15 protein-coding genes are annotated in these 21943 nt (G+C 68.0%); 4 read left to right on the top strand and 11 right to left on the bottom strand.

Annotated features, from left to right (window positions below; translation table 11 throughout):
• A partial coding sequence (locus tag AC1D2F_RS21595) for a DUF222 domain-containing protein (RefSeq protein WP_476967673.1) occupies nucleotides 1-1422 on the bottom strand: 1422 nt, incomplete at its 3' end.
• Nucleotides 1423-1650: 228 nt separating this feature from the next.
• On the opposite strand from AC1D2F_RS21595, the gene AC1D2F_RS21590 reads away from it, so the two are divergent.
• Nucleotides 1651-2169: a DinB family protein gene (locus AC1D2F_RS21590; protein ID WP_476967672.1), complete on the top strand. Its 519-nt coding sequence runs from the start codon at nucleotides 1651-1653 to the stop codon at nucleotides 2167-2169.
• Between the two features lie 102 nt (nucleotides 2170-2271).
• Here the strand turns inward: AC1D2F_RS21590 and AC1D2F_RS21585 are convergent, their stop codons facing one another.
• From AC1D2F_RS21585 to AC1D2F_RS21570, 4 genes are all read right to left on the bottom strand, one after another.
• On the bottom strand, nucleotides 2272-3324 hold the full coding sequence (locus AC1D2F_RS21585) for a GNAT family N-acetyltransferase (protein ID WP_229993252.1): 1053 nt from the start codon (nucleotides 3322-3324) through the stop codon (nucleotides 2272-2274).
• Between the two features lie 21 nt (nucleotides 3325-3345).
• On the bottom strand, nucleotides 3346-7014 hold the full coding sequence (gene cydD / locus AC1D2F_RS21580) for a thiol reductant ABC exporter subunit CydD (RefSeq protein ID WP_476967671.1): 3669 nt from the start codon (nucleotides 7012-7014) through the stop codon (nucleotides 3346-3348).
• 7 nt (nucleotides 7015-7021) lie between these two features.
• Nucleotides 7022-8071: a cytochrome d ubiquinol oxidase subunit II gene (cydB, locus tag AC1D2F_RS21575; RefSeq protein WP_364744459.1), complete on the bottom strand. Its 1050-nt coding sequence runs from the start codon at nucleotides 8069-8071 to the stop codon at nucleotides 7022-7024.
• Between the two features lie 62 nt (nucleotides 8072-8133).
• Nucleotides 8134-9729 (bottom strand): cytochrome ubiquinol oxidase subunit I, encoded by a 1596-nt coding sequence (locus AC1D2F_RS21570; protein WP_229993249.1) that lies wholly within the window; start codon nucleotides 9727-9729, stop codon nucleotides 8134-8136.
• Nucleotides 9730-10049: 320 nt separating this feature from the next.
• On the opposite strand from AC1D2F_RS21570, the gene AC1D2F_RS21565 reads away from it, so the two are divergent.
• Both AC1D2F_RS21565 and AC1D2F_RS21560 read left to right on the top strand, forming a co-directional pair.
• Entirely contained in the window at nucleotides 10050-10436 is a 387-nt protein-coding gene (locus AC1D2F_RS21565; RefSeq protein WP_229993248.1) for a BlaI/MecI/CopY family transcriptional regulator, read from the top strand.
• A gap of 6 nt (nucleotides 10437-10442) precedes the next feature.
• Nucleotides 10443-11432 (top strand): M56 family metallopeptidase, encoded by a 990-nt coding sequence (locus AC1D2F_RS21560; protein WP_229993247.1) that lies wholly within the window; start codon nucleotides 10443-10445, stop codon nucleotides 11430-11432.
• A gap of 92 nt (nucleotides 11433-11524) precedes the next feature.
• On the opposite strand, the gene AC1D2F_RS21555 is transcribed toward AC1D2F_RS21560, so the two are convergent.
• Entirely contained in the window at nucleotides 11525-13051 is a 1527-nt protein-coding gene (locus tag AC1D2F_RS21555) for a M20/M25/M40 family metallo-hydrolase (protein ID WP_476967670.1), read from the bottom strand.
• A gap of 171 nt (nucleotides 13052-13222) precedes the next feature.
• Nucleotides 13223-15331 (bottom strand): DNA gyrase/topoisomerase IV subunit B, encoded by a 2109-nt coding sequence (locus tag AC1D2F_RS21550; protein ID WP_229993245.1) that lies wholly within the window; start codon nucleotides 15329-15331, stop codon nucleotides 13223-13225.
• A 251-nt stretch (nucleotides 15332-15582) separates the two neighbouring features.
• On the opposite strand from AC1D2F_RS21550, the gene AC1D2F_RS21545 reads away from it, so the two are divergent.
• Nucleotides 15583-15804: a DUF7455 domain-containing protein gene (locus AC1D2F_RS21545; protein ID WP_026266251.1), complete on the top strand. Its 222-nt coding sequence runs from the start codon at nucleotides 15583-15585 to the stop codon at nucleotides 15802-15804.
• 272 nt (nucleotides 15805-16076) lie between these two features.
• Here AC1D2F_RS21545 and AC1D2F_RS21540 read toward each other — a convergent pair whose 3' ends face one another.
• The 4 genes from AC1D2F_RS21540 to AC1D2F_RS21525 form a co-directional block, all read right to left on the bottom strand.
• Nucleotides 16077-17414 (bottom strand): RNA polymerase sigma factor, encoded by a 1338-nt coding sequence (locus AC1D2F_RS21540; protein ID WP_229993244.1) that lies wholly within the window; start codon nucleotides 17412-17414, stop codon nucleotides 16077-16079.
• Nucleotides 17415-17697: 283 nt separating this feature from the next.
• Entirely contained in the window at nucleotides 17698-19281 is a 1584-nt protein-coding gene (locus tag AC1D2F_RS21535; RefSeq protein WP_476967669.1) for a DUF4192 family protein, read from the bottom strand.
• Nucleotides 19282-19427: 146 nt separating this feature from the next.
• The gene (locus tag AC1D2F_RS21530) at nucleotides 19428-20759 is read right to left on the bottom strand and encodes an MFS transporter (protein ID WP_229996049.1); all 1332 of its coding nucleotides are present in this window, start codon (nucleotides 20757-20759) and stop codon (nucleotides 19428-19430) included.
• Nucleotides 20760-20793: 34 nt separating this feature from the next.
• Complete coding sequence (locus AC1D2F_RS21525) at nucleotides 20794-21732, bottom strand: proteasome assembly chaperone family protein (RefSeq protein ID WP_229996050.1); 939 nt, start codon at nucleotides 21730-21732, stop codon at nucleotides 20794-20796.
• Nucleotides 21733-21943 lie beyond the last annotated feature (211 nt).

The raw sequence follows: 21943 nt of genomic DNA, 5'->3' as shown, positions 1-21943 counted from the left end.
GGCCGGCAGCGCGGGGTCCTCATCCGCGGCGGGCTCATCGCCGGGGCCGGGCTGGTGCTCCGGGCTGGTCGCGGCAGCCGAAGCGCCTGCACCGGTCGAAACGTCGGAAGCAGAAGCGCCTGCACCGGACGGGGCGTAGTCGGCACGGGATACGCAGGCCGATGCCCCGGCAGCAGCAGCACTGACCGAAGCGTCACCGGAGGCCGCACCGGCGGTCCAGCCGCCGCCGGCAGTCCAGCCGTCACCGGAGGCCGCGCCGGCAGTCCAGCCGCCGCCGGCAGCAGTGGCGCCGGCGGCCGTGCCTGCGGTCCAGCCGTCACCGGCAGCAGTGGCGCCGGCGGCGGACCTCTCGGCGGTGTCCGTGGCCGGGGAGGTTCCGGTGTTGCCGGTGCGGGGGTTGGTGGCGGTGTTCATGACGGTCAGGAGGTGTTCGAACTGTTCGGTGGTCGCGAAGATCTCGAGGTGGTGCAGGCCGTGGCGCCGGCGGCGGATGAAGGCGCCCTGGAGCTGGCGCAGCAGTTCCTCGGAGGGCTCGGCGCCGTCCTGGTCCAGCGCGTCGGCCCAGCTGCGGGTGACGCGGACGAGGAAGTCGGCGTCGTTCTCGGCGGCCGTGCGGGTCAGGGCGTGTTCCATCCGGGCCGCGGCGTCCGCCTCGCACAGGGGCCGGACCCGCTCGAGCGCGGCGGTGATGACGCTCGCGGCCCGGGACGCGACTTCACCGGCCGCGACCGCGGCCCCGAGCTCCCGGTGCAGGGGCGGCACCGGCCGGCCGGCGAGTCCCTGCCCGGGCAGCAGAGCCTCGGCGAGGGAGAGCCTCCGCCGGGCCTCCGCGGCGCCGATCCGCAGCCGGGCCCGCAGGAACTCCATGGTGTTCCGGTACCCGTCATCCAGGACCGACGCCGGCACGGCTGACCCGTCAGCCACGTCAGCCGTCGCAGAGGCAGGAGGCGCCGCCGCGGCCGCCGATCCGGATACGGCAGCCGTCACGGACGCCGCCACGGACGCGCCGCCTGCGGACGCGCCTGCCGCGGCGGTGCCGGCAGGCTCCGCGGCTCCGGATCCGCCGGTCTCCCAGCCGGCCGGGCTCTCCCGCCAGCCCGTGGTCCACGAGGTGACAGCCCCCGCGGCCCCGGCATCGGCCGCGGACTGCTTCCGGGTCCGGTCCACAGCCGAAGCCGCCACCAGCTGCAGAAACTCCACCGTGCGCGAGAACTCCTCCACCCGTCCGGCGAAGTCCGACGCGGCCCGGAATCCCCACGACCCCGCGTCCTCCACCACCGTCCCACTCAACGCCTGCAACGCGGCCAGCGCCCCGTCCAAGCCGTCAATCCCGTCCACACTGGGTTGCTGGACCGGGGCTGGGCCCCGGTCCGTGTCCTGCCCCTCTTCCTGGCAAGCAATGAAATCCCTGACGGCTTCCATAACCAGAGTCTGCCAAAGGGGTGTGACATTTTTAGGCAGGACCCCGAGTGTGCACTCTGGCAACAAAGGCGACATCGCCATGGCCGGTTTGTCGTCAGGAAGATCCTCCGCGACAACTCTGCAGTGAACGCGGCGGCCAGGTGGGCATGACCTTGCGGGTCGCGGCCCCCACCGGCTGTTGCACCGAGTCGGCATGCCCGGCGGAACAAATGCACCTACACTGCTGGAATGCCTATCATTCCCGATTCCAAGGACTGGACCTGGGTCCTGTCACGGCCCTGCCCCGAGTGCGGTTTCGATGCCTCGGCTGCGACCCCTGCCACGGCCCCGGGGATGGTCAGCAGCATGCTCCCGCGCTGGCGGGCGGCCCTCCGACGGCCGGACGCGGCGGAACGCCCCAATGAGGCCACGTGGTCCGTCCTCGAGTACGGATGCCACGTCCGGGACGTCTTCGCGCTTTTCGATCACCGCCTGTCCCTCATGCTGACCGAGGACGATGCCCGGTTCGATGACTGGGACCAGGACAAAACGGCAATCGAGAAGGACTACGCCAACGCCGACCCAGCTGAAGTCGGTGTTGAATTGACCGCCGAGGGCGAGCAGATTGCCGCGTCCTTCGCGCGGGTCCCCGAGGAGGATTGGGGGCGCAAAGGAACGCGGAGCAACGGCTCGGTGTTCAATGTCCTGACTTTCGCGCAGTACTTCCTGCACGACGTCGTCCATCACCTCCACGACGTGGACGGCTAGCGTGTGGACGGCTAGCGCGAAACACGGCCAGCACGCCGGCCGGCTGGCACCCACACGGCAAGTCTGCGGTCCCCTAGATAAAGCTGTCCCCTAGAGCATTCCCTAAGGCGCCGACCGCTGGAGATCCTTGTCCCAAGCCATGCTTCGGTTGACCGCCACATAGCCCATCTTGACGTAGAGCGCGAGGGCTCCGGTGGGGTTCTCCGAATCGACGTCCAGCGAAGCCACGTCCATCCCCGCGGCGGCGAAGCGGCGCATGGCATCGGCCAGGAGCACCTGCGCGATGCCCCGGCCCCGGAATTCCCGCCGGACTCCGAGGAGCTCGGTGTATCCCTCGCGGAACCCCCGGGTCAGGGCGGCCTCGGCGTCGTGGGTGGCCAGCTGGTAGCCGGCCACAATCCCGGTGGAACGGTCCAGTACGACGCCGCTCAAGTCCGGCCGGGCCTGCGGATCGTTCACCACAAAGCCCCAGGCCTCCTCGTCGCGGGGCTCGCTGCCCCAGTGGTCCCGAAATGCCGCGTTGTGCGCCAGCCGCACCGGCTCATGCAGCGCCGGTCCAAACGTCACGAGCTCCAGTGCCGGGTCCAGGATGGCCTCAGGCACAGTCTGGGTCAGCGGCCGGTGCATCTCGTTGTAATAGCGGACAATGCCGTAGCCGGAACCGGCGAACAAGGCGGCCTGGTGTTGGTGCTGCTGCTCCATGTAGAGCCGCAGCCTCGGGCGCGGGACCGCGCTCCGTGCGTCCCCGTCCTCGTCGGCAGTCCCCGCCGCGCGCGCGTCCTCGGCGAAGCGGTCCCTGGTCCGCTGTTCCATCCAGCCCAGCAGTCCGGTGCCGATCCCGCTCCCCTGCCACTCAGGGTCAACGCAGCCGGAGCCGTTCGCCTTGTCACCGTCGCGGTTCTTGGTGATCCGGCCATATGCCCGGGCAACACCGTCCGGATCGAAGCCGAGGAGGGTGTTTGCCGCCACCGGGTTGTTCTTCGACTCCAGGATCTGTTCCAGATCCGCCCGGCGTTCAAACCAGACGGGCTGCTCGACGGCGGCGGTCCGGGCGATCAGCCTGGCCCACGAGTCGAGGTCGCCGTGCTCCGCCGCCCGCCAGGACAGCCGGGGATCGAGTGCGGGCCGGGGCAGGAGCTCGCCGTTTTGGTTCATGGCAACAGGCTAATCGGCCGGCTACCCCCGCGCCAGCACAGCCGCCGGCGCCGGACCGTCGCCCGCGGCGGCCGCGGCAGCCGCGGCGTCGAGGTCGAGTCTGGTGTCAGCGGGGTCGATATCGTTCGGGTTGTGGGTGACAAGGACAACGGTCCGGTCGCGCAGCCCGTTCCGCAATTCGGCGAGCATGAGCCTGCCTGATTCCGCATCGAGGTGTGCGGTCGGTTCATCGAGCAAGATGATATCGGCCCCGGTCATGAGCGTGCGCGCAACGGCCAGACGGGTACGCTCCCCGCCGCTGAGGAACGCCCCGCCCGGGCCGATCCGGGTGTCCAGTCCGTCCTCAAGCCGGGCCAGCACCGGACCAAGTCCGACGGCGTCGAGGGCAGCGCGCATCTGCTCGTCGCCTCCGGCGGCCGCGGACGTTCCGCCCGCCGCGGCATCCCCGGCTCGCGCGGCATCCCCGGCCGCACCCGTGGCGCTGTCCGTGCCGGCGCGAGCGGGCTCAGGCCGCGCGAGTTGAAGGTTGCCCCGGATGGTCGAGTCGAAAAGGTGCGCCTCCTGCGGGCACCAGGCGGCGCGCCCGCTCAGGTACAGGTGGCCGCCGGCCGCCGGCAGGAAACCCAGGATCGCTGCCAGCAGGGTCGATTTGCCGGAGCCGGAGGCGCCGGTGACGGCCAGCCAGCGCCCTGGGCCGGCCTCGGCAGTGAGTCCGGTAAAGACGTTGCCGCTGCCAGGCCACGCGGCTGCGAGGTCCACAAGTTCGATCCCGGGCCCGCCGCCGGGTCGCGAAGGCACGTGCACCAGGCCGCCCGTTGCGGCGTCGTCGCCCTCCGGTTCACCATTGGCCCCCGGCTCCAGGACACCTGCCTCGCTGATCCGCCGCATTACGGCGCGCAGCGCCGGGTATTGCCGCACGGCCGTGGTGATGGCCGCGTAGGGGTCCACCAGGGCAAGCTGCACCAGGACCACGACGGCGACCGTCTCCGCTTCGACCGCGCCGCTCAGAGCGAGCGGGGCGGCCAGCACGGCACTGGCCAGGGCGGCTCCGGCGCAGGCCAGGACGGTCAGGGCCTGGCCGAGCCCTTCCGCCCACGCCGACCGCTGTGAAGCAGCCGTCGCGGCCCGGTCCGCCCGGCCTATCGCACCAAGCACGGGGGCGCTCACGCCGTTCGCATTCAGTTCTGCGCGGGCGTCCAGGGCGGCTGCCACGTGACGGAGCACGCCGGAGCGGAGTTTTTGTTCGGTGCCGGCAGACATGCGGTCGGCGGCCAACGCCAGTGCCGGGGCAACGACGATGCTCAGCAGCGCTGCCACAACCACGGCGGGCAGCGCCGCGGGAAGCAGCAACCCGATCCCGCACACTGCGGCCACGGCAACAGCCATGGCAGTCACGGGCGGCAGCACGACGCGCGGCAGGAGCTCGCGGACAGTGTCGACGTCGTCCACCACCGTGCCCAGGACGTTGCCACCCTGCAGCAACCGGCGCAGGGACAGTGCCCGCCGGCTCAGCGACTCCCACAGCCGGCCCCGGAGCCGGGTCAGGGCGGCGAACACGGCGTCATGCAGCAGCAGCCGTTCGGCGTACCGCAGGCCCGCCCGGCCGACGCCGAAGAACCGCACGCCGACGATCGCGGTGAGCAGGTACAGGATGGGGGGCTGCTCGCTGGCGCGGATGATGAGCCAGCCGGAGAGCCCGGCGAGGGCGACCGCGAACAAGGCCGCCAGAGTGCCTACGGCTCCGGCGGCGGCAAACCGGCCCGTTACCGGGGCCAGCAGGCGACGCAACTGGGAGGTGACTGAGCCGGCCGGGCCGACCGAGCCGAATGAGCCGGCAGAGCCGACGGCCACGGCAGGCGCGGCGCCAGCTTCAGGGCCGCCAGGCGTTGCGCTCGGCGTTGCGCCCCGGCTCGGACTCGGCGTCGCGGCAGCCGCGGCGGAAGGCGGCCGGATGGCCGCGGCCTGGACGTCAGCGGCCTGGACGTCCGCATCGATTGATGCCGGCAAAGGCGTGGCGATGGACGGATATTCGACTCCGTGGCGCCCGGAGCCGTGCGGAGCCACCGCGACGAGCATGTCGGCAAGCTCCCGGGTCTGCCGGTCGTGCGCGACGAGCAGCACAGTGACCTGTCCCCGGAGCCCGGCGAGGGTCCGATTGACCTTTGTGGCCGATTCCCGGTCCAGATGGGCGGTGGGTTCATCCAGGAGCAGTACGCTGGCGCCGGCCTCGATCCGTGCCAGCCCGCGGGCCAGCGCCACCCGCCGCAGCTCCCCCGGGCTCAGCTCGGCCGGGTGCTTGGCGGCCAGGTGTTCCGCGCCCACGGCCGCGAGGCACCGCTGCGCTGCCGCATCGTTTTCCGCGCTGGCCGAACCGCCGGTGGCAGCGCTGGCCGCGGCGGCGTCGGGTCCGTTGGCGGGAACACCGAGATACAGGCGGATCTCGTCCAGCACCGTGGAGGCCACCATGACGGGGTGCTGGGGCACCCAGGCGAGATCCGCCGTCGTGAATCCTCCGAGGCGTCCCGATACGACGGTCCCCGAGCCCGTCCCGACGGTCCCCGCGAGGACTCCGAGCACGGTGCTCTTGCCCGCACCGCTGGCCCCGTCGAGTGCCGTAATCCGGCCGGCAGGGGCGGTGAAGCTCAGCGGACCGACGGCGGCATCCCTGCGGCCGCCGAACCGAACGCTCAGCCCGTCCACGGTGATGGAGGGCGGTCCAGCGGCAAATCCGGCGTCGGGCGCCGGAACCAGTGGCGCGGTTTCCGGCACTGAAAGGACCGCAGTGGTTTCGGCGAGCGCTGCCCGGCCTTCGTCGCTGGCGTGGTGTGCGGTGCCAAGCTCCCGGAGCGGCAGGTAGCAGTCGGGGGCCAGGATGAGGGCAAGCAGCCCTGCCTCCAGCGCCATGTCGCCGTGAACCAGGCGGACGCCGATGAACACAGCGACCACCGCCACGGAAATGGTTGATATGAGCTCAAGGGCCAGGGCGGAAAGAAAGGCCGTGCGCAAAGTCCCCATGGTCCGGGAGCGGTATTCCTCGGACATGTCCTCCAGTGCCTGGCGCTGGGCGGCGGCCCGGCCCAGGCCCACCAGGACGGGCAGGCCTTTGGCGAGTTCGAGCATGTGGCCGGAGAGCCGCGCCAGTGCGGACTGGGCTTCCCTGACGCGTTCCTCTGTGTACCGCCCGATCAGCACCATGAACAGCGGCACCAGCGGCACCGTCAGCACGATCACCACGGCGCTGATCCAGTCGGCGAACAGGATGCTGGCCCCCAGCAGCAGCGGGATGGCCGCGCAGTTGACCAACGCGGGCAGGAACTGGGTGTAGTAGTTATCCAGGGCATCCAGCCCACGGGTGGCCAGCACGGCGAGGCCGCCGTCGGCGGGCCCGGACGCCCGCGTTCCGTTCCTGAGCGCCTGCTCCAGCAGCTGAGAGCGCAGCTCCTCCTTTACCCCGAGTGCCGCCCGGCGCGAGGCCACCGACTGCGCCCACACGGTCAGTGAGCGCAGCACGGCTCCGGCGGCCCCCAGAACCAGCTGGTCGGCCCAGGCGGGGTCATGCGCCGCGAGCCCGGCGAGCATCGATGCCACGGCCTGGGCCATCAGCACAAGGGACAGCGCCTTCAGGGCGGCCAGCAGTCCCAGCAGGTAGAGGGCGGAACGGGTCGCAGGGCCGGCGGGGAACGGTCTCATCAGCGAGTTAGTCCTTCGGTGCCAGGGCTTTGGCGGCGATCGCGGGAAGGAAGCTGTGGGCCTCGGGGATGTGCGCCGCGCTGACCCGGCGCCGGAACACCCAGTACGTCCAGGCCTGGTACGCCAGGACCAGCGGCAGCCCGATGCAGGCCACAATGCTCATCAGGCCCAGGGTGTAGTCCGAGGACGAGGCGTTGGAGACTGTCAGGTTGAACGCGGGATCCAGGGTGGACGGGAGCACCACGGGGAAGGCGGCACCGAAGATGGATGCGCTGCCAAGCAGGAGGAATGCCCCCAGCGACAAGAAGGCACGGCCTTCGGCATCCTTCCGGGCAAAATTCCACGCCAGGACTGCCGCGACCACGGCGGCGACGACGGCAGCGATGGTCCAGGCCTCGCCGCTGAGAAGTTGGAGGCTCACGGCCCAGCCGGCGATAGGCAGCAGCAGCACGGGCAGCAACCGGACGAACCATGCCCGCGCCCGGTGGCGGACCTCGCCGTCGGTCTTCAGCGCCAGGAACCCGAGCCCGTGCAGGAGGGAGAACCCGACGACGGCGAACCCGCCGAGCACGGCGTAGCCGCTGAACCAGGCGAACGGGCCGCCCTCGCGGTCACCGTTGGCATCCAGCGGCAGTCCCGTGGTGGTCAGGGCCAGTGCGGCGCCGACGCCGAAGGCAGCGACGAACGATCCTGCCGCGATGGCCCAGTCCCAGCGGGCGCGCCACCGGGGGTTGTCCACTTTGCCGCGGTATTCGAAAGCGACTGCACGGAAGATGAGCGCCACGAGGACCAGCAGCAGCGGCAGGTACAGTGCGGAGAACAGCGAGGCGTACCACAGCGGGAAGGCCGCGAAGGTGGCACCGCCGGCGGTCAGGAGCCAGACCTCGTTGCCGTCCCAGACCGGGCCGATCGTGTTGATCAGGACGCGACGCTCCGTGTTGTTCCGGGCGAATACCTTCATCAGCATCCCGACGCCAAGGTCGAAGCCCTCGAGAAAGAGATAGCCCGTCCACAGCACCGCGATGGCGACGAACCAGATGGTGGGTAGCAGTTCCATGCTGAGAATCCTCTGCGCTTTTTGTGTGGGGTTGCTGGGTAGGTGGGTTGCTGGGCGGGCGCCTAGTAGGCGAAAGCCAGGACGTCGTCGTCGGGCTTGCCTGGACCGCCCCGGGGGGTGCCGTCCTCGTTTTCGTCAACGGGGGCATGTGCGAGTTCCGGCATGGCCGAGGCCACGCCGCCGCGGATGTACTTGACCAGGAGCTTGACCTCCACCACCAGTAGCACTGCATAAATGCTGGTCAGCACCACGAGGGAGGTCAGGATCTCGCCGGCCGAGACTCCCGGTGAGACGGCCGCGGCGGTGAACATGAAGACCTGATCGATTCCGCTGGGGTCCGGGTTCGGGGCGACGACGAACGGCTGGCGGCCCATCTCGGTGAAGATCCAGCCCGCGGCGTTGGCACCGAAGGGTGCGAGGATGCCGAACACCGCCAGGCGCATGAGTCCGCGGGAGGCCGGCACGGTTCCCTTGCGCGTGGCCCACAGGGCCACCAGGGCGGCGAGGGCGGCCACGCCACCGAAGCCGATCATCATCCGGAAGCCCCAGTAGGTGACCTCCATGACGGGCACGTACTGGATTTGCTGGCCGGCGCGGTCCCCGTAGATGGGGTTGTCCGGCAAAGTGGTGCCGTACTTGGCCTGGTACTCATCCAGGAGGCTGTTGACGCCCTTGACCTCCGTGGTGAAGTCGCCCTTGGCCAGGAAGGACAGGATGCCGGGGACCTCGATCACGGCCACGATGTCGTCGCAGTTCTTGGCGCCGACGTTGCCGACGCTGAGGACCGAGAAGCCGGTGCCGTCGTGGCAGGCTGCCTCGGCGGCGGCCATCTTCATGGGCTGCTGCTCGAACATGAGCTTGCCCTGGAGGTCCCCGGTGACGGCGGTGCCAGCGAAGGAAATCATGGCGACGACGGCGCCGATCCGCAGCGAGCGGATCCAGACGGTGTGGTCTGCGCGGTCCCGACCGAGGATGCCGGCGGCCTCGCCGGGAATCACCTTGCCATCGGCCCCGATCGTGTCGATGCCGTCGTGGCGGCGGCGCCACAGGTGGTACCAGGCGATCCCGAGGAGGAAGCCTCCGGCGACGGCGAGGGCGCCGAACAGGGTGTGCGGCACGGCCACGAGGGCGGTGTTGTTGGTGAAGACGGCCCACGCGTCGGTCATGACGGGCCGGCCGTTGACCATTTCGACGCCGACGGGGTGCTGCATCCAGCTGTTGGCCACGATGATGAAGTAGGCCGAGAACACGGAGCCAATCACGGCAACCCAGAGGCAGGCCAGGTGGACGCCGGGTTTGAGTTGTTTCCAGCCGAAGATCCACAGGCCCAGGAACGTTGACTCGACGAAGAAGGCCAGGAGCGCTTCCATGGCCAGCGGGGCGCCGAACACGTCACCGACAAAGCGGCTGTACTCGCTCCAGGCCATGCCGAACTGGAATTCCTGCACGATTCCGGTGGCGACGCCCATGATGAAGTTGATCAGGAAGAGCTTGCCCCAGAACTTCGTCATGCGCAGATATTCCGGCTTGCCGGTGCGGTACCAGAGCGTCTGGATCACAGCCACCACCAGCCCGAGGCCGATCGTGAGCGGCACCATCATGAAGTGGTAGACCGTGGTGATTCCGAATTGCCAGCGTGCGATTTCCAAGGCGTCCAAGGCAGTCCCTACTTTTGGCTAGGTCCGAGCAACTTCTACGCGGCGTAGAAGTAAGTCTTCTACAGAGTGTAGAACACAACGGCGCTTCCCCGTAACTCAGACTCCCACGGCGCGTCACGGCCTGCAATGGTCGGACTGGCGCCGTCCCGGCGCTCCAGACCGGCCGTCCGACACGCCGAACGGCCGTGTTCTACTTCATGTAGAAAGAATGCGCAAAACACGCTAAATTTGTAACTGAAGTATTCACATATAGCGCACCGGCAGGCACCAGCATTTTCCCAGCACGACGCCGGTGCTGCAGTCATAGAAGGATGTACGCAATGGCAAGTCTCGGTGAACTGGAACGGGCAGTGATGGACCTGCTCTGGGCAGGCCAAGAAGCTGCGACGGCCAACACGTTGCGGGACCTCCTCGCGCAGAGCACTCACCCCCAGGACGGCACGGCCGGACACGTGGGCAAGGACCTCGCGGTCACCACGGTGCTGACCGTGCTCTCCCGCCTCGAGCGCAAGGGCCTTGTTGAACGCGAACGCGGCACCCGCCCGCACCGCTACCAGGCTGTCTCGAGCCGCGCGGACCACACCGCGGAGCTCATGCACGAGGTCCTCGGCTCGGCCCCGGACCGCGAGGCCGTCCTTGCCCGGTTCATTGGTTCCGTCACGGACAACGAAGCAGAAACCCTGCGCAAGCTATTGGGCCGCAACTAGCGCCCGATGTTCTGGACCTCATATTTTCTGGCGGTCCTGGCGATAGCATTGGCGTGGCCGGTGCCTATCCTCCTCTCCCGTGCCCAGTGGCCGGCCCGCTCTCCTTTCACGGCGATGCTGCTGTGGCAGGCGATCGCCCTGGCCGGTGGCCTGTCCATGATCGGCGCCATGCTGGTCTACGGGCTCGAGCCGATCGGGGATAGCCTGCTCTCCGGCCTGCGGGCCCTGGCGGGGATGGTCTTCAACAATGCCCCCACTACCGATCTGGGCTTCTGGCACATTTTTGCGCTCTCGGCCGCGGCCCTACTGACGGCGCACCTTGTTTTCACCCTGCTGCTGACCTACTACAAGATCCAGCGACAGCGCCGGCGCCACCGCGAACTGCTGGACCTTCTGGCCTCACCGTCCTCTGACGGCCCGGGGACCATGGTCCTGAACGTGGACTCCCCCGTGGCGTACTGCCTGCCCGGCGGCGCACGGTCCGTGACTGTTCTCTCCGACGGGCTCATGGCCGCCCTGGAGCCCGATGAGCTGCGTGCCGTGCTGATTCACGAGAACGCGCACCTGAGCCAGCGCCACCACCTCCTGCTGTGGGCCTTCGCCGCGTGGCGCCAGGCCCTGCCATGGCTCCCCACCACCCGGCTGGCGCAGGAATCGGTCAACTCCCTGATCGAAATGCTGGCCGACGACGTCGCGCTCAAGACAGAGAGCAAGGCGACCCTCATCAAGGCGATTGCCATTGTGGCCAGCGGTTCACCGGCCACCCCCGCGGCACGCTTGGCGTTCGGCGAGCCCGGCCTGTCCGACGTCGACTCCAGCCAGCCCGGCGCCACTGGAGGCACTGGCTCGGCCGGTACGACGGCGTCCCGGGTCAGCCGCCTGCTCTCGCCCCGGCCGCCGCTGTCGGAACCGCTGCGCGCCGTCGTCCTGGCCTGCTGTGTGCTGCTGCTGGCCGTGCCGACGGCCCTGTTGCTGGTCCCCGGCCTGCTCGGCTAGGGCCGGCCCCAGCCAATCTGATCATCGCGCTCAAACGCCGGGCCGCCCCGCCAGAAGAACGGCGAAGCGGCCCGGCTTAGCAGTCTGCGCTGTTATTTCAGCAGCTTGCTGGCCTTGAACTGGAGGTCGACGTTCCCGGAGCCGTTGCCCTTGGCGGATCCATTGACCGCCGAGGTGGTCATGGCGAAGGTCAGTGTGGAGTGGGCGATCGCGTCGGCCATTTGCTCCAGCACAGTGGTGTTGACGTTGCCGATCGTGTCGCAGGCCTGGTGGTAGCAGGAGTCATGCGCAACATTCGCTGTCCCGCCGAACACCGCCGCCTCCTCCGCGGTCTTGATGCCTTCCGCGCCCGTGAACAGGCCGCCCGCAGGAATCCCGTTGTTGATGAACCCGGAGTAGTCCGAGCGCCCGTCAAACTCCGTCGGCGCGGTGGGCAGGTTCTGGGACTTGAAGTAGTCCACGAAGACCTTCTCGACGAGCCCGGAGCCGTTGGGGCCCTTTGTGCCGAAGGAGGAACCGTCGCCGTCGTAGACGTACCGGACAAAGTTCGGCGAGCCGACCATATCGAAGTTGAGGTTGACCGCGTGAGTCTTTATCTGGCTCGCCGTCAGCTGGGAAGCGTAGTAGTCCGAGCCGATGAGTCCGGGCTCCTCTCCTCCCCAGAAGGCGAAGCGGACCCTGTTGACCGGGGTCTGGCGGGACGCCTTCAACTGGATCGCCGTCTCCAGGATGGAGGCGGTCCCGGTGCCGTTGTCGTTGATGCCGGGCCCCTCAGGCACGGAATCGAGATGCGCCCCCACCAGGACGGTGCGGTCCGCACGTCCGCCGGTGTCGGCCAGGATGTTGAAGGACGTCAGTGCGGTGACGGTGGCGTTCACGGAGAGGTGCATGCTGACGCCTGTCAGCCCGGCGAGTTCGGCGCCGGTCGCGAAGCTGGTGCTGACCACAGGGAGACTGGCCTGAGGCGCGTCCAGCGTGCCGCCGAACAAGGCAAAGCGCTCGTCGCCCGGGTCGTCATTGCCCTGGTTGAAGATGATGACGCCGGCTGCTCCGGCCGCGGCGGCGTTGTCCGCTTTGATCCGGAAGGTGCACGTGCCGCGCTGGATCAGGGCGATGCTGCCCGGTGTGAACGCGCCGAAGTCAGCTGCCTCGCAGCCGCTGGTGGAGGCCCGGTCACCGGCCAGGTTGATGTCGACGGCGGCCAGCGGGGCAGTGACGTCGCCGGAACCGGAGTAGACCATATCGAGGAAGCCGTCCGGGGCGTCATAGGTGTAGCTTCTTGGGGATGGCGATAGCCGCTCCATGGAGGCCGAGACCGTGTCATAGCGGTCGTAGGGGAAAGTTTGGCGGACCGGGGTGTAGCCGGCGGCCCGCAACTTCCGCTCGATGTACCGGGCGGAGGCTTCATAGCCGGGAGTGCTGGCAGCGCGGGTGCCGCCGTTGGCGTCCGCGACCGCCTGGAGCGATGCGAGATGCTTCATGATGTTCTTCGCCGACACGGCGGCACGCAGGGATGCCGTGTTTGTTCCGTTGTCAGCGAGTGCGGGCGGCGCAAGGCTGGCCGCCAATCCGATCGAGGCGGCGATGGCCGCGCGGCGGATATTCCGGCGTTGCTTCATAGGGGTCTCCTGGATTCGGCTGCGGAATCCGAATCCGGGCGTCCTTTGCCCGCATCGGTGAGATGAAGCTATCGGAAGCACCTTGGGCAAAGGTTGGGCGAGCCAGGTGCCGGCGGGGCAGCCGCGACGGGAGGGATCTCTGTCGCACGGCCCGTACCCGCCGGCGGGACATCAGGCGTCGATGCGCTCCCGGTCCAGGTTTGCGGCGCCTGCAATGATGAAGTCCTTGCGGGGCGCCACGTCCGAGCCCATAAGGAGGTCGAACGTCTCTTCGGCCTGCTTGGCGTTCTCGATCCCGACCTTGCGGAGAGTCCGGTGACGGGGGTCCATGGTGGTTTCGGCCAGCTGCTCGGCGTCCATCTCACCCAGACCCTTGTAGCGCTGGATCGGCTCCTTGTAGCGCTTGCCCTCTTTTGCGAGCCGCGCCAGCAGGACATGGAGCTCGGCCTCGGAGTAGGTGTAGATCATCTCGTTGGCCTTCTGGCCGGCGTTGACCACCTCCACCCGGTGCAGCGGCGGGACGGCGGCGAAGACTCGGCCCTCGTCGATCATCGGGCGCATGTAGCGGAAGAAGAGCGTCAGGAGCAGGGTCCGGATGTGGGCGCCGTCGACGTCGGCGTCGGTCATCAGGATCACCTTGCCGTACCGGGCGGCGCTGATGTCGAACGTCCGGCCCGAGCCGGCTCCCACCACCTGGATCAGGGCCGCGCACTCTGCATTGGAGAGCATGTCCCCCACAGAGGCCTTCTGGACGTTGAGGATTTTGCCGCGGATCGGCAGGAGCGCCTGGAAGTCGGAGGACCTCGCCAGCTTGGCGGTGCCGAGTGCGGAGTCACCTTCGACGATGAACAGTTCGGAGCGTCCGACGTCGTCCGTGCGGCAGTCGGCGAGCTTGGTGGGCATGGATGAGGTTTCCAGTGCATTCTTCCGGCGCTGGGTTTCCTTGTGGACCCGCGCGGAGATGCGGGACTTCATCTCGCTGACGATCTTTTCCAGCAGCAGCGCGGACTGGGCCTTGTCGTTGCGGTTCGCGGACGTCAGCTTGGCGCTGATCTCCTGTTCCACCACCTTGGCCACGATGGCCCGCACGGCGGACGTGCCCAGGATTTCCTTGGTCTGGCCCTCGAACTGAGGTTCGGCCAGCCGGACGGTCAGGACTGCGGTCAGGCCGGCGAAGATGTCGTCTTTTTCGATCTTGTCGTTGCCGGCCTTGAGCTTGCGGGCATTGGTCTCCACGGCCTTGCGGAACGTCTTGAGCAGGGCCTGCTCGAAGCCGGACTGGTGGGTACCGCCCTTCGGCGTGGAAATGATGTTGACGAAGGTGCGGACCGTGCTGTCGTAGCCGATGCCCCAGCGCAGCGCGACGTCGACCTCGCAGTCGCGTTCGACCTCCGCGAGCTGGCTGTGGCCCTTTTCGTCGAGGACGGGGACGGTTTCCTTGAATTTCCCGGCACCGTGGAGGCGCCAGATGTCCGTGACGGCCGGGTCGGCGGCGAGGAAGTCGACAAACTCGGAGATGCCGCCGTCGTGGTGGAAGACCTCCTCGTGCGGGCCGGATTCGCCGGGCGTGCCGGCAACCCGGCGTTCATCCCGGACCGTGAGCTTCAGTCCGGGGACCAGGAACGAGGTCTGGCGGGCACGTGCGGCGAGGTCATCGTAGGAGAATTTGGCGTCGGGCGTGAAGATCTGGCGGTCCGCCCAGTAGCGGATCCGGGTTCCGGTCACACCGCGCTTGGCCTTCCCCACGACATCCAGCACGGAGCCGTCAATGAAGGGTTCGAAGAGGGTCGCGGGGTCCGGCTTCGTGCCCGGATCCTTGAACCGGCCAGGCTCCCCGCGGCGGAAGGACATCTTGTACGTCTTGCCGCCGCGGTCCACTTCGACGTCGAGGCGGGCCGAGAGCGCGTTGACCACGGAAGCGCCAACGCCGTGCAGACCGCCGGAAGCGGTGTAGGAGCCGCCGCCAAACTTTCCGCCGGCGTGCAGTTTGGTGAATACCACCTCGACGCCGGTCAGCCCGGTTTTCGGTTCGACGTCCACCGGAACGCCACGGCCGTCGTCGTGGATCTCCACCGAGTTATCCGCATGGAGGATGATCTTGATGTCGTGGCCGAAGCCGGCCAAGGCCTCGTCGACGGAGTTGTCGATGATTTCCCAGAGGCAGTGCATGAGTCCGCGGGAGTCCGTGGAGCCGATGTACATACCCGGGCGCTTACGGACGGCCTCGAGGCCCTCCAGCACGGAGAGGTGCCGGGCGGTGTAATCAGAACTGGGTGCCACGGGTCGTGAACTCCTTACAGGATCGGGACCGCCCCTGCAGCGTGCAAAGGTGGGCAGTCACAGAATTTGACGCTCTTCCTAGATTAGTCGGACTCCGGGTCATCGACGGTTTGCCACTCCCCGCAGGCGCTCTCCGCCCACTCGCCGTTACTGAGACGTGATACGCGGACAGCGAAAGAAGGCCATCCGTGCCATGGTTTGGCCACGAATGCTGGTTATATAGGTATACCGATCTACTAAGGAGGCCGAACATGACAACAGCAGTTGCGGACCGCACACTGACCGCCGCAGACCGGTGCGATCGTTGCGGAGCACAGGCATATGTCCGAGTTGTTCTCGGTGCCTCCGGCGGTGAGCTTCTTTTCTGCGGCCACCACGCACGCGCCGTAGAGCCGACACTCAAGCCGCTCAGCTCAGACTGGCATGACGAGACTGACCGCCTTCACCAGAAGGCCCCGGTTCCGGTCGACTAGACCGCACACCGGTTTCGTTTCGGCGCCCCACAGGGTTCCGGGCGACCTGAGACACTGAATCAGGGCCCCTCCATACCGGAGGGGCCCTGATTCGTTAAGTGACGTTTTCCCGTGGGCTACGCTCACCAAGCAACGTGGCGGCATCAACAGCGACCTACTTGGCTGCATCAACAGCAACGCGGGGCCACGTCCGGCCCGTTCCTCCGATGAGGACGGGCGGGATGTGACCCCGCGTTGGTGTGAACTTCGCCTGGCCTGTGGCCAGTGGGCGCTTAGTCCAGGTAGTCGCGCAGGACCTGTGAGCGCGACGGGTGCCGCAGCTTGGACATGGTCTTGGATTCGATCTGGCGGATGCGCTCGCGCGTCACGCCGTAGACCTTGCCGATTTCGTCTAAAGTCTTCGGCTGACCGTCGGTGAGGCCGAAGCGCATCGCGACCACACCGGCTTCACGCTCGGACAACGTGTCCAGCACCGAGTGCAGCTGTTCCTGCAGCAGGGTAAAGCTCACGGCATCCGCGGGAACCACGGCTTCGGAATCCTCGATGAGGTCGCCGAACTCGGAGTCGCCGTCCTCGCCCAGGGGGGTGTGCAGCGAGATGGGCTCGCGGCCGTACTTCTGGACCTCCACGACCTTTTCCGGAGTCATGTCCAGCTCGAGGGCCAGCTCCTCCGGTGTGGGTTCGCGGCCGAGGTCCTGCAGCATCTGCCGCTGTACGCGGGCCAGCTTGTTGATGACTTCCACCATGTGCACCGGGATGCGGATGGTGCGGGCCTGGTCGGCCATGGCGCGGGTGATGGCCTGGCGGATCCACCAGGTGGCGTACGTGGAGAACTTGAAGCCCTTGGTGTAGTCGAACTTCTCGACCGCACGGATCAGGCCCAGGTTGCCTTCCTGGATCAGGTCCAGGAACAGCATGCCGCGGCCGGTGTAACGCTTGGCCAGGGAGACGACGAGCCGGAGGTTGGCCTCAAGCAGGTGGTTCTTGGCACGCTTGCCGTCGTGGATGACGAACTCAAGCTCACGCTTGAGCTTCGGATCCATGGTGCCGTCGTCGGCGGCGATCTTCTCCTCGGCGAAGAGTCCGGCCTCGATCCGCAGGGCCAGGTCCACTTCCTGCTCGGCGTTCAGCAGGGCGACCTTGCCGATCTGCTTCAGGTAGTCCTTGACGGGGTCGGCGGTGGCGCCGGCCGACATGACCTGCTGCACGGGGGCGTCATCGTCGTCGGCGTCGGAGTACACGAAGCCGGAGCCGGTGGCGGCCGCGGCCTTGCCGGCGACTTCTTCGCCTTCTACTTCTTCGCCGAGCTCGGCGGCGTCGGGCGTGATGTCGTCGAGATCCTCTTCGGCGTCGACGTCGTCGTCGGACGCACTGGCTGAGTTGCCGGCGGCTTCTGCCGCGGCTTTAGCGCCGGGCTTGGGCCCGCGCTTCTTGGGCTCAGGCTTGGCGACCCCGGTAACGGTGTCGCCACCCTCTGCGGAAGCGGCGTCCTTGACAGCCTTGTTGGCTGCACGGGTGGCGGCGCGCTTGGCGTTGGTCGCCGCCTTCTTCTCCTCAGGGGACAATTCGGCCTGGTCGGCGGGTTCCTTCTTCGCGGAAGACGGGGTCACTGAAAACCTTTCTAGCTGCGGTCTGCGGAATCACCATACGGGCAACACCACTATGACCCTGTCAAGTCCGTGTTCAACACCAGGTGCAAACCACGACCAGCAGAGCCACTTAGTAGAACTGCTGGGATGGCCTAAATGTTCCCTGTTTCCAAGGAACATTTAGGGCACTTGATACACGGACCCAACCGGGTCTCGGCAACCATTGTCTCACGGTTTTCACGCTGAGTGCCTTCGGGACACCGGGTCCACAATATTGCGGCGGCTTCCCGGCCGCGTCAGTTGCTCATGCCGCGTCAGGCGCAAACTTCTGCCAGGCGGCCTCGCGCCTGGCCGCCCAGCCGCACAGGGCGCCGCGCCGGCCAAGCTCCGCCAGCAGTTCCGCGAGCCTGTATCCCGGGTGCTCCTGCAGGGCCTGCCGGTACAAGGCGTCGGCGTAGGAGCCGCGGCCACGGCACCATTCGATCCAGCCCCGTGCCGTCACGGCAGCTGCAGTTGACTCCCCGTCACCCAAACCGCCGAGCCGCTCCAGGACGCGCTCGAGCCCGACCATCAGGGTCCAATCCGGGACTGATGGCGCCAGTCCGAGCAGGACTTCCCCGTAACCGGGGACCGCTTCGGCAACCGGAACCGTGCCAGTAGCGGGCCCGCCGGTGGCAGACGCCTCCGGCAGCGGCGACCCCGGAACGGACATGGAACGGGAGGCGGGGTCGGAAGTGCGATCGGGCATGCGGTCCGACATGGGCCCTGACAGAGGACTAGGCGTCGGTCCGAGCCGTGAGCCGAACGTGGATCGGGGGAAGGCGTCGGACCCGGCCTCCGCGTCGAACATGCCGAAGTCCTCAGCGCCGCATTCGGCTGCGGACCGTCCGGCCGCCGCCATGACGAGCACGGCGTCCCGCCATGACGGAATGCACAGGCTGGCCCGCAGGTAGCCCGCCAGTTCGGGTGAGAGCTGAAGTGGCTGAGCCGCGGTCCTGGGATCGAAGTTAGTGGGATCAAGATTCCCGGCGGGGTGATTCCCGGCGTCGGGCGGCCCGGCGTCGGGGATGGCGGCCCCGGGGGCCAGGGCGCTCTGCGCCGGGCCGGGGGGATTCTCGCGGACAGTGCCAGCCTGCATGGCCATCGTCCAAACATCGAGCACCTGGTCAAATTGTGTCCGGTCCCGCCGTCGCGGGGAGAATTGTTCCGCCCAGCCGCACTCGGCCGCGCGCACCGCGGGGTCCACAGGCAGCGGCGCCGGGTGAGTCCCTTGCGCGCCGGGGACGGCGCCGACGCTGCTGCCGCGGTAAACCATCTCGGCGTTGAGCCGGCTGTTCTTGATCTGCTCGACCGGCCGGCCGGGCGTCCCGCAGCCCTCCGGATCATCGCAGTACGCGTTGCGCCAGAACTCAGCACCGATAATCCAGGCGTCCCGCAAAGGCAGGCCGGCTGCCTCGAGGGCTAGCTCGAGTTCCTTGAGCAGGCCCGCCCACGCACTGCTTTTGCCGGGAGTGTTCGCATCGGTGTCAGTGAAAAAGGCCAGCAGCGAACCATCAGCTGCGTCATCCGCCTGCAGGTAGGCCACGACATTTCGTGCGAATTCTGCCAACATATCCCTCCGGCCCGAGCCGGAGCGTCGTTTGGGGACGGCGCTCCCGCGCCCGCCAGCCGCGGAGCCACCGCCTCCCCCGCCGCTCCGGCCCCCACCGGCCCCGCGGCCGGTGCCGCCTCCGGGCTCGGGGAGGTCGACCCGCAAGGTGGCTCCGAGCCGTTTGCCTTGCAGGGTCATGGCCACGAGGCTGTTTTCCGGCCAGTAGCCGAGGGAATGCGGGATGAAGCCCAGGATGTCTTCGGGGCCGGTGATTCTCAAGTGATCGGGAGCTGTCATAAGCCCAGCTTCGCGGCGGCCGCGTCCTCGCGGCAGTACCAGACAGCGCTATGTGGATAAACGCGTGGTGGATAAACAGCTATGTGGACAACCCGGTGCGGAAACGTGCGGGCCGCGCCGGCCAGCAGCCAGGGCCCAACAACGGATCAGGGCGTGCGGCGGCGCTCCGCGACCAGCCTGCGCTGCTCGGCGATGGTCTTGAGCAGCGGCGGAACCATGACCCCTTGGGCCGCCATCTGGCGCCGGACCTTCCGCCGGGTCGCGATGATGGCGCCCGCTCCCCCGGCAAGCAGCAGGAACTGCACGCTGAGGGCCACGCGGAACGGATCCAGGCCGTAGAGCTTCCCTTGGGAGAACCCGCTGGCGTTCAGGAGGTCGAGCACCAGCCCAATCAGGTAGATGGACACCAGCGCAGCAATGAAGCCGCCCACGTTGACAATGCCGGTGGCGGTGCCCAGCCGGTGGGCCGGATTGAAAGTCCGGGCGAAGTCGAAGCCAATCATGGAGCCGGGACCGCCGACGGCCAGGGTCACCACGAGGGCAGCCAGGAGCCAGAGCGGTGCGCGCCCCGGCAGAAGCAGAACCGCTGCCCAGGCGGCGGCGGTGCAACCGGAAATCAGGAGCACCATGGTGGAGCGCCGGAGCGGATGGCGGGCAACGAATCTTCCCATCAGCGGTCCGGCGGCAATGGCACCGGCCACGTACAGCGCCATGAGGGCCGAGACGGTACCGCGGTCCAGCCCCTGGGCGGAAATCAGGAAGGGGTAACCCCACGTCATGGCAAAAACCGTGCCGCTGAACTGGACAGTGAAGTGGCTCCACAGCCCCAGCCGCGTCCCCGGTTGCCGCCAGGCGTGCGCCAGCGAAATCCCGGTAGCGCGCAGCCCCTGGGATGGCGTCGGAGCGGGGTGCCCCGGCGGTAGGTCCTGAAGCAGGAGCAGGACCAGCACGACGGCGAGGCCCGACATCGCGGCGAGTGTCAGGAAAGCAGGAGTCCACCCCGCAGAGTGCAGGATCATCGCGAACGGCACCACGCTGAAGAGCTGGCCCAGCTGCCCGGACATGCCGGTCAGCTGGGTCAGCAGCGGCACACGCCCCGGCGCGAACCAGAGCGGGATAAGCCGGATCACGGAGATAAACGTCATGGCGTCACCGGCGCCCACCAGGACGCGTCCCAGAACTCCGCCGGGGATGTTGTCGGCAAACGCCAGCTGAAGCTGGCCGAGCCCCATCAGGACACCGCCGCCGGCCAGCATGGCGCGGGAGCCGAAGCGGTCCACGAGGATGCCTACGGGAATCTGCAGCGCGGCATAGACCAGCAGCTGGAGCACGGTGAAAAAGGAGATCTCGGCCGCGCTGGCGTGGAAGCGTTCCGTTGCTTCCAGGCCGACCACCCCGAAAGAGGTGCGCTGGCTGACCGCCACGAGATAGGCAAAGATCCCGATGATCCAGATCAGCCAGGCGCGGGGAGAGGTCACTCCCCCATTATGCCCGGTTCATGATAAATAGTATTTATTCGCCGGGTTCTTTACGGGCCAGATACGCCTCGACGGCAGCACCAAGGGCATCGGCGTTGGGGATTTGGTCGTTCTCATCGGCCAGCAGCGACCTCCGGACCGTCCCCTCCGCCTTTTCGTCGTACCGGGTCTCCAGCCGCGAGACCACCTGCTGGACCTCCTCGGACGCCTCGATCTGCTCGGCGATCTGCCGGCCCACCTCGCGTCCCGCCTCGCGCAGACGGTCGGTCGGCAGCATGAGGGACGTGGCCGCGCCCAGGTACTCCAGCCCGGCCACGGCGGCCGTGGGGTACTCGGCTTCGGCCAGGTAGTGCGGCACATGGATCACATAACCGGCGATGTTCCGGCCGGCTTCTGTCAGCCGCAGCTCCAGGATGTGTCCCACCGCAGCCGGGACCTCCACTGTGGGCTTCCATACCGAGATCCCCTCGATCAGCTCCGGCCGGTTGCCGTGCACGGTCACACCGACCGGCCGGGTGTGGGGCACCGGCATCGGGATCGAATGGATCCAGGTGACGAGGTTAACGTCGAGCTCTTCGACGAGGCCGACGACGGCGCGCGCGAAGCGTTCCCATTGCAGGTCCGGCTCGAACCCGGCAAGGAGCAGGAACGGGCTGCCCAGCCCGTCGACCAGCCGGTAGAGCGCCAGGCTCGGCGCCTGGTAGTCCTGCAGGTGGTCCTCGACAAAGCTGATCTGCGGGCGCCGGGACCGGTAATCGATCAGCTGGTCGGCGTCGAACTCGGCGATCATCTGGGCGTCGAGCGTGTCCAGCAGTTCAGCGGTGATCTGCCGGACCACGTGGCCGGCGTCGGCGAAGCCGGTGAACCCCATGACGAGGTTGAGTCCGCGCAGTTCGGTGCTGGAGAACAGCGCGTCATCACGGATGTAGAGCGACTGGGGATCCAGCAAAGAGCCGGAAATCCGTTCAATCACGGCGTGTTCCTTTCACGATGGCGGCGGTGGGAGAAGCGGGGTGCGGTCCGTCGTCCGGACGGTGCCAGGCAGAACCCGCCAGTCAGGCAGATCCTGTCGGCCAGTCCCATGAGGCACTCACCGCACGGCAGCGCCGCTATCAATACAACGCCCCAGGGCCCGGGCTAATTCCTGCCTGGGGTGTGCTCCAGCTCTCATTCGATTGAATTTC

Source organism: Arthrobacter sp. P1_B3, assembly GCF_056406615.1.
This window is presented reverse-complemented; position numbering and strand designations above follow the sequence as displayed.

Coding starts and splice junctions, on each gene's coding strand:
- AC1D2F_RS21590 (WP_476967672.1), top strand. CDS start 1,651: ATGCCTATCATTCCCGATTCCAAGGACTGGACCTGGGTCCTGTCACGG.
- AC1D2F_RS21585 (WP_229993252.1), bottom strand. CDS start 3,324: ATGAACCAAAACGGCGAGCTCCTGCCCCGGCCCGCACTCGATCCCCGG.
- cydD (WP_476967671.1), bottom strand. CDS start 7,014: ATGAGACCGTTCCCCGCCGGCCCTGCGACCCGTTCCGCCCTCTACCTG.
- cydB (WP_364744459.1), bottom strand. CDS start 8,071: ATGGAACTGCTACCCACCATCTGGTTCGTCGCCATCGCGGTGCTGTGG.
- AC1D2F_RS21565 (WP_229993248.1), top strand. CDS start 10,050: ATGGCAAGTCTCGGTGAACTGGAACGGGCAGTGATGGACCTGCTCTGG.
- AC1D2F_RS21560 (WP_229993247.1), top strand. CDS start 10,443: ATGTTCTGGACCTCATATTTTCTGGCGGTCCTGGCGATAGCATTGGCG.
- AC1D2F_RS21555 (WP_476967670.1), bottom strand. CDS start 13,051: ATGAAGCAACGCCGGAATATCCGCCGCGCGGCCATCGCCGCCTCGATC.
- AC1D2F_RS21545 (WP_026266251.1), top strand. CDS start 15,583: ATGACAACAGCAGTTGCGGACCGCACACTGACCGCCGCAGACCGGTGC.
- AC1D2F_RS21535 (WP_476967669.1), bottom strand. CDS start 19,281: ATGACAGCTCCCGATCACTTGAGAATCACCGGCCCCGAAGACATCCTG.